We start from the raw sequence: 4832 nt of genomic DNA on the forward strand, positions 1-4832 counted from the left end.
TTCTACTGACACTGACTAGTTAATCGTACTACATCTACTTGAAAAATGCTGTATCAGGTCCACTAACGGCTGATCGCAATGTGCTTTACCGTTTTATTGCCAGTTATCAAAATACGGGCACTTTCCAAGATTTTGTAAACATTGAGCGAACTACTATCGCCCCTTCAATTAAATTTAGATTAAGTGATCAAACTGACCTAGACTTATACTATGACTATATTGGACCCACTGAAGATTCTCGACCTGTTCCAGCTTTCCGACTCAGTGATGGTAGATTACAACCTCGAAACCTTTATGTTGGGTATCCTGGACTCTCTGAACTCGGTGCTACTACAAACAGATTTGGCTATATCCTAAATCACAGATTTAACGATAATTGGCAAATTCGCAATAACATCGCTATATCTCTGAACAACATATACAGGGATAGGCGGTCTTCATTATTTTTGCCACCAGTAGATGATCGTGTTATACCAGGTTTCCGTGCCCCCGATCAGCAATACAGGTATGACAACTATTTTGGGCAAATTGATTTGTTAGGTAAATTTAATACTGGCTCAGTTTTACACCAAATTCTAGCAGGTTTTGATATTAACTACATCCATAGTCCGCTTACAGGATTTCGTAGTTCAACACCTGTACCCGATTTTGATATTCTCAATCCTAATTACAATATTCCATCTCTTGACTTTGTTCCTTGGCGCAAATTTGACTTGAAGACTTTAAGTTATGGAGTTTATCTTCAGGATCAAATGGCTTTAAGCGACAACCTGAAATTGCTAATAGGCGGTCGTTATGACTGGACAACGTATGATTTTCAGATACTAGACTTTGGCACAGCAGGAAATACAGTAGATGAACCAGTAGCGCGAGACAGCGCCTTTAGCCCTCGCATTGGTTTAGTCTATCAACCTAGCAAAGAAATCTCGCTCTACGCTAGCTACAGTCAGTCCTTTAAACCGACTAATGCGTTTAACCCTGGCGATGAGCCTCTCAAGCCTACCAGAGGAATTCAATACGAAGTAGGGGTTAAAACGGACTTTTTAGATGGTAAGCTCTCGGCGACATTAGCTGCATATCAGATCACGCAGTCAAACATCTTGACACCTAATCCTGACCCCGTATTAGCTGCGGAAGGTTTCTCCGTTCAAACCGGAAAAGCAAGAAGTCGAGGAATTGAGCTAGATATTGTTGGTGAAATACTGCCTGGTTGGAAAGTCATCGCTTCCTATGCTCATACCGATGCAAGAGTCACTCAAGATAATAGTATTCCTGTCGGCAACCGATTAGGCAATGTGCCACTAAATCAAGCAAGCCTTTGGACAACTTATGAAATTCAAGAAGGTAGCTTGAAAGGCTTAGGATTTGGCGCAGGACTATTTTATGTTGGTGAGCGACAAGGTGATTCAGCTAACTCGTTTCAATTGCGGGATTATCTACGAACCGATGCAGTCCTCTACTATAACCGAGATAGGTTTAGGGCGGCGATCAATGTTCGGAATCTCTTTGATTTAGATTATAGTGACTTTGCTAACGGTGATAGTTTAATTGAAAGAGGTAGACCATTTACTATCACTGGCTCTATCAGTTTGACTTTCTAACTAATACTATTAGCTAGAATTCAAGGGGTACAGTTAATCTGTAGTAAGTCCTATAGTACTTAAGGCATGGAAAAACTGCACCTGGTTGGCTGTATCCAGCAAATTCATGGTTGATAATCACAAGAGTTTGGTGATGAAAAATCTGAAATATCAATTCGCAAAGCCATTTTTTCTAATGGTTTTTTCTTTCTTTCTAATTACAGCTTGCTACCAACCTATTACCCAAAAAACCAATGCTTCGTTGACACCTACTTCTGAGTGTCGAATGATTCAGCATGTATTTGGTAAAACCTGTATTCCATTTGTACCACAGCGCATTGTTGCATTAAATCCGATGCTCACACTAGACCCTCTCATCGCCCTCAGCATTAGACCTTTCCGAGAATTTACAAGCGAGACTACTCCTGGGTTTGAGGTCATTTCACCAGGATTGTTCCAGAACGATAGCATCACGGGTTGAGGCAGTTTCTAACAGAAACCATTGTTCAACATCGCGTGGCTTAAATCATCAGCTTTCTCCTGATTTCAAAAGTCGTAATTCGTGAAATCAAGCCTGCCTAATCGCAATCTCACCAGCCCACAAATGGTCAACATTACTGCTTCATAGCGCTGCGAATGCAGGCGAAACCGATGGGTGAGAATCCGAAAGACCTTTAAGCGACGAATCAGGTGTTCGATGAAGATGCGCTGACCCGAAATTACCTGGTTTTCTGCACGTTGGGCTTCCGTGAGTTCTCGGTTTCTCGGCTTTTTGTGGGGGGTGAGGGTGCGATCGGCTCCTTGATAGGCTTTATCCCCTCGATATCGCTGGGTGCGATCGAGGCGCGCTTGGTGTTGCCGCAAAAGCTGGATGTCGGCCGTCGGTTCTGGCACTCCTGCAATCACATCGACAAGCGCTTGTCCGTCTGCGGTGCCGAGCACTCCGGTTTTTGCGTGTGCTGTTGCTTTTTACCTGAGTCACAGATTTTCTGGGCAGCGTCGTCACCTGGACGGTCTCTGGCTTGTTCTGTGCTGTCACACAGCAGCACTTCCGCTTGCAATAATTCCTGCACCACCGACCACAAATAGGGATCGTGCCCATACTCCTCGAACAAACTGGCGGGCAATACCTGTCGCAGAAGTTTCAGTCCCTCGTGGAACGTCTGATGCGCTTCACTTTTTGAGACCTCGAACAGCATCCCCAACCCTTCAAACGTGGGATCGTGCCGCAGATAGACCAGACACAATCCCATGGTTTCGTACAGGCTCAGTTGCGCGGGTCGTCCTGCTCCCTTGGCGTTCACCCGCACTTTTTTTGCTTCCAGTTGGGCTTGATTTTGAGCCTGAGCTTGTTTGACCTGTTCGTTCAATGGTTGGAAATCCTCAAAACTGATGCCTAGCAACGATTGAGTTTTTGGGGGGTGAATCTGGATATAATCAAGGAGTTTTTTCATGGAGGGATAGGCGACGAAAACTTCGTTTTACCCTCTTTTTTTAACGCAATTTAATTTCTGGATACATCTATTGGGCATTCGCGGTCGATGTGCTACTGTCGAGCGACTCAACCAGTATCTTGAACATCGAGTACCCGAACTAGTGAATCACCATTTAGCCAGAGCTAGGCAAACTCCTTACACGATCGCAGAACCACTCAATCGATCGCACTTGATCTTGATGCTGCAACACGCCAGCCTTACCGACATTGCAACTCTGAAAAATGATGCCTATCGTGCTGAGAGAAACCTAGATTGGGATCTAGCACAGCAACTATGGATTAGGATATTAGCAGCAGCTTCTGGGCAGGATATGGAGGCGATCGAAGCCCTGCAAAATCTGGGAATTCAGCGCCACACCAGAACGTCTCCCCCTCAACCAGAACCACCGCGAACAGCAGAATCCTCTAAGACTGCTTCTAAATCCCGCTCACTAACCCGAAGGCAAGTTCTCCAATGGGCAATTCCAGCAGGCGTGGGAGTGGTGGGAGTGAGCGTTGTTAGCCAACTAATCAATGTCGATTACTCTGAATTAGAGGGATTTCTGAAAGCCGGGAAATGGAAAGAGGCTGACCAGGAGACTACTAATTTGGGCGTTGCTGAACAAAGGGATGAATCAAGTGAGTACGGGTATTGACCAATACTTTAGGTAATGGAGGAGCAATCGCAGCGAATGCTTTAGCATTTCGACCGACTTGGAGTAACACAAGGTCTGGCGATGCAATCGAGCTAAGTCGTGACGTAAGCGGGTATTCTCGCCTTCGACTCTCGTCATGTACGTCTTGCTCACAAGGTGGTCGCCTTCCTCAATAAAACCGGGATAAACCTTCCAGCCATCGGTGACATAGAAGTAGCAATGCCAGCAACAGACAATCTGCCACAAGGGTTTGAACGTCTCTGCGCTGTGACTCCCCCCACCCAAGCGAGAATGCCCGCCCGGAAATGGTTCACGGCTGTCCAGATCCAAATTTTGTTTTTTTTGACCCGACAAAGGTTTCTAGTTCGTCGAGTTCTCCCACCTCTGGAATCTCCGACTCCTGTGGGGCATCCGGCAGTTGCTGTCCGAGTTGCTTGACCCAATGAATCACGGTTGTATGATGCACGCCAGTACAGCGCTCAATCGCGCGAAATCCCATGCCGTTGACGTAACGCATCAAGCAATCCTGCTTGGTTGCTGCGCTGTAGCCTTTGGGTGGGTCATAGCCTTCAATAAATTGGCGACCGCAGGCGCGACAGATATGATTTTGCTTGCCTCGTCGTTTCCCGTTCTGGCGAACCTCAGTAGACCCACAGTATCGACACTGCATAGTACAACACCCTCATTCATCCCTCCATTATGCAACGCCCTAATTTGATGTTGAAAGTGGCAAATCGAGAAAGGGAAGGTTGGCTTGATAGTGACAGTATCAAGAACTTTCCCTGTTATGTTTTTAGGAGGATCGATCGCCTTTGGGTAGATAACAGCAGTGGCAAATTTGGATTCAGTGTGCAAAGAAAGATTTACGTTGAAAACTGTGGCGGTAAACCCGATGGACAGTATGATGAGAAGAATTGGCAATGCTTTGGCGCTCAGGTGGGTTGGCGTGTGAACAATGAACAGATAGAATACAGCCAGGCAACTTTCAGCACCCAAGCTCTAAGGGGACACCTCCCGTGTTTGAGTGGCTTATTTATGGTAGTGGTTGTGGGGTTTAGTGTAGTCCTCCTGGTTGCCTGACAGAAGTAGGTGAAACCCAACAAACACGAGGAAATTAGTGAA

The 4832-nt window shown here is 45.9% G+C and carries 6 protein-coding genes and 1 pseudogene; 4 read left to right on the forward strand and 3 right to left on the reverse strand.

Features of this window, described 5'->3' with window-relative positions; translation table 11 throughout:
- Positions 1 to 38 precede the first annotated feature (38 nt).
- Entirely contained in the window at positions 39 to 1601 is a 1563-nt protein-coding gene (locus ACKFKF_RS34310; RefSeq protein ID WP_446871841.1) for a TonB-dependent siderophore receptor, read from the forward strand.
- A gap of 133 nt (positions 1602 to 1734) precedes the next feature.
- Positions 1735 to 2061 (forward strand): hypothetical protein, encoded by a 327-nt coding sequence (locus ACKFKF_RS34315; protein ID WP_446871842.1) that lies wholly within the window; start codon positions 1735 to 1737, stop codon positions 2059 to 2061.
- A gap of 65 nt (positions 2062 to 2126) precedes the next feature.
- Here the strand turns inward: ACKFKF_RS34315 and ACKFKF_RS34320 are convergent, their stop codons facing one another.
- Both ACKFKF_RS34320 and ACKFKF_RS34325 read right to left on the reverse strand, forming a co-directional pair.
- On the reverse strand, positions 2127 to 2522 hold the full coding sequence (locus ACKFKF_RS34320) for a transposase family protein (RefSeq protein WP_446871843.1): 396 nt from the start codon (positions 2520 to 2522) through the stop codon (positions 2127 to 2129).
- On the reverse strand, positions 2483 to 3034 hold the full coding sequence (locus ACKFKF_RS34325) for a helix-turn-helix domain-containing protein (RefSeq protein ID WP_446871844.1): 552 nt from the start codon (positions 3032 to 3034) through the stop codon (positions 2483 to 2485). Before ACKFKF_RS34325 ends, ACKFKF_RS34320 begins: the two co-directional genes overlap by 40 nt.
- Before the next feature lie 142 nt (positions 3035 to 3176).
- Here ACKFKF_RS34325 and ACKFKF_RS34330 point away from each other — a divergent pair, with 142 nt between their 5' ends.
- A complete protein-coding gene (locus tag ACKFKF_RS34330) occupies positions 3177 to 3710 on the forward strand; it encodes a hypothetical protein (RefSeq protein ID WP_446871845.1) in 534 nt (177 codons plus the stop codon).
- Here ACKFKF_RS34330 and ACKFKF_RS34335 read toward each other — a convergent pair.
- Positions 3690 to 4380 (reverse strand): annotated as a pseudogene (locus ACKFKF_RS34335) (IS1 family transposase). The gene ACKFKF_RS34330 and the pseudogene ACKFKF_RS34335 sit on opposite strands and share 21 nt — an antisense overlap.
- Positions 4381 to 4409: 29 nt before the next feature.
- Here ACKFKF_RS34335 and ACKFKF_RS34340 point away from each other — a divergent pair.
- Entirely contained in the window at positions 4410 to 4790 is a 381-nt protein-coding gene (locus tag ACKFKF_RS34340; RefSeq protein ID WP_446871846.1) for a GUN4 domain-containing protein, read from the forward strand.
- Positions 4791 to 4832: the final 42 nt, after the last annotated feature.

The sequence above is a fragment of the Phormidesmis sp. 146-12 genome, assembly GCF_052939495.1.